General features: G+C 72.5%; 2 protein-coding genes. Both read left to right on the top strand.

What is annotated here, in order from left to right:
* The first annotated feature begins 79 nt into the window (after positions 1–79).
* On the top strand, positions 80–1,651 hold the full coding sequence (locus TFC3_RS10135; protein ID WP_153040164.1) for a PH domain-containing protein: 1,572 nt from the start codon (positions 80–82) through the stop codon (positions 1,649–1,651).
* Positions 1,652–1,660: 9 nt separating this feature from the next.
* Entirely contained in the window at positions 1,661–2,053 is a 393-nt protein-coding gene (locus TFC3_RS10130) for a thioesterase family protein (protein WP_067498571.1), read from the top strand.
* Positions 2,054–2,109: the final 56 nt, after the last annotated feature.

Here is a 2,109-nt window from a genome sequence, read left to right as displayed (position 1 = left end):
CCCGCGCCCCGGCCACAGCTCCCCCGACCGCCCCCCTCGCGCCTTCGATGACGCGCCGGCTGCTTGGGATCAAGCGCCGCTGGCTTTTGGCGAGGCGCCGGCTTCCTACGGCGAGGCGGCACCGGTGGCGGCGCCTGTTTCGCCGGCGGGGGAGGAGCCACGGCGGCGGTTGCATCCGCTGAGCCCACTGCTCAACGGGGCCAAGTCGATCGCCGTCATCGTCGCCGCGCTGAGCTGGCAGACCCTGTCGCAGGTCGGGCTGGAACGCTTCGCGATCGTGGTGGCCGTGCTGGCCGTCGCGGTGGTGATCTACTCGGTGATCGGGTGGCTCAACACCGGCTACCACGTGGTGGGGCGTGAGCTGCGGATCCAGGACGGCCTGCTCTGGCGCCGGAACCGCGCTATCCCGCTCGACCGGTTGCAGGCGGTGGAGGTGCGCCGGCCGCTGCTCGCCCAACTGACCGGGCTGGCCGAGCTGCGCCTGGAAGTCGTCGGCGGCAGCAAGACCGAGGCGCCGCTGGCCTACCTCACCGTCCGGGAAGCCGGTGCGCTGCGGGAACGCCTGCTCGCGCTGGCTGGACGTACCCCCGGATCGACCCGGACCGCAACCATCGACGAGCCGCCACGCGCGCTGGAACGCCCGCTCTTTCGCGTCGGCAACCGTGACCTGGTGATCAGCCAGTTGCTCACGCCGCAGGCCTTCTTCCTGCCGGTGGGCGTGGCGTTCGTGATCATGCAGTTCGTGCTCGAGGGCTCGTGGACCTTCGTTGGCATCGCCAGCACGGTCACCGCGATGGCCGGCGTGATCCTGCAACCGGTTCGCCGCGTCCTGCAGGACTGGGACTTCCGGCTGGCGCGCGACCCCGACGGCCGGCTCTCGGTCCGCTTCGGACTGGTCGAGACCCGCAGCCAGATCGTCCCCCTCAACCGGGTCCAAGCGATCGGCGTGACGTGGCCGCTGCTGTGGCGCCTGCAGGGCTGGTTGCACCTGCGGCTCGATATCGCCGGGTACGCCGGGGAGCACTCCGGCAACGACAAGCGCTCGGACCGCCTGCTACCGGTGGGCGCATTCGAGGCCGGCCGGCTGCTGATCTGGGAGGTACTGCCCGGGGTGGACCTCGGTGCGTTGCCCACCCTGCCGCCGCCGAGCCGGGCCCGCTGGCTGCACCCGTTCGCCCTCAACGCGCTGGGCATCGGCATGACTGCGGAGGTCTTCGTCTCCCGCTCCGGGCTGCTGACCCGCGAGATGACGCTGGTCCCGTACGCCCGCATGCAGAGTATCCGCGTCGTGCAAGGCCCGATCCAGCGCAAGCTCGGGCTCGCCACCGTGTACGCGGACACCGCCGTCGGCCGCTCCGGCGTGGCCCGCGACCGCGACGTCGCCGAGGCCTGGTGGCTGGCCGGGCAACTGAGCAACCGAGCCCGCCAGGCCCGCGGCCCGGTGCCGCTGGTCACCGCCACTGTTGCCGAACCCGAGTCCGCCGCGGCCCTGCTTGAGCAACCGGCAGCCGCCGCGGCCCGGCCACCCGCGCCGGAAGGCCCTGCCTATCCGGAAGGCACCGCTTATCCGGAAGGCCGCGCGTATCCGGAAGGCGAGGGCGGTGCCGGCGGCGACGATGACGCTTTCTGGCGCCGGCCCGACGCGTCCTAAGCTGGGAGCATGGAGCTTCCGGATTTCGCCCCCGGCCTCACCGCCCGGGTCGAGCTGACGGTCACCGACGCCGATACCGCCCAGTCGCTGGGATCCGGCGATGTGCCGGTGCTCGCCACGCCGCGCGTGCTCGCCCTGGCCGAGGCGGCGACGGTGGTGGCGACTTCCCGGCAGATGCCCGGTGGAGTGACCACCGTGGGCACCCGCGCCGAGATCCAGCACCGCGCTCCCACCCCGGTCGGGCACCGCGTGATGGCCCAGGCCAAACTGGCCAAGCAGGAGGGCCGCACCCTGGTCTTCGACGTCACCCTGCACGACGGCGACCTGCTGGTGGCCGAGGTACGCGTGGAGCGAGCCATCGTCGACCGCCAGCGGTTCATCGCCAAAGCGCTGGGCGACTGAGTGGCGGGGCGCTGCGAGCAGCGGGCGGTTTCCCGGTGTACCGGACGGCCGGAAGC

This window comes from Actinoplanes sp. TFC3, from assembly GCF_001553785.1.
In the GTDB taxonomy this organism is placed as follows: domain Bacteria; phylum Actinomycetota; class Actinomycetes; order Mycobacteriales; family Micromonosporaceae; genus Actinoplanes.
Note: the sequence above shows the minus strand (reverse complement) of the source record. Positions and strands in the feature narration are given on the sequence as shown.

Bases quoted from the DNA above. Each gene is read 5' to 3' on its own strand.
- TFC3_RS10130 (WP_067498571.1), top strand. From the start codon at position 1,661: ATGGAGCTTCCGGATTTCGCCCCCGGCCTCACCGCCCGGGTCGAGCTG.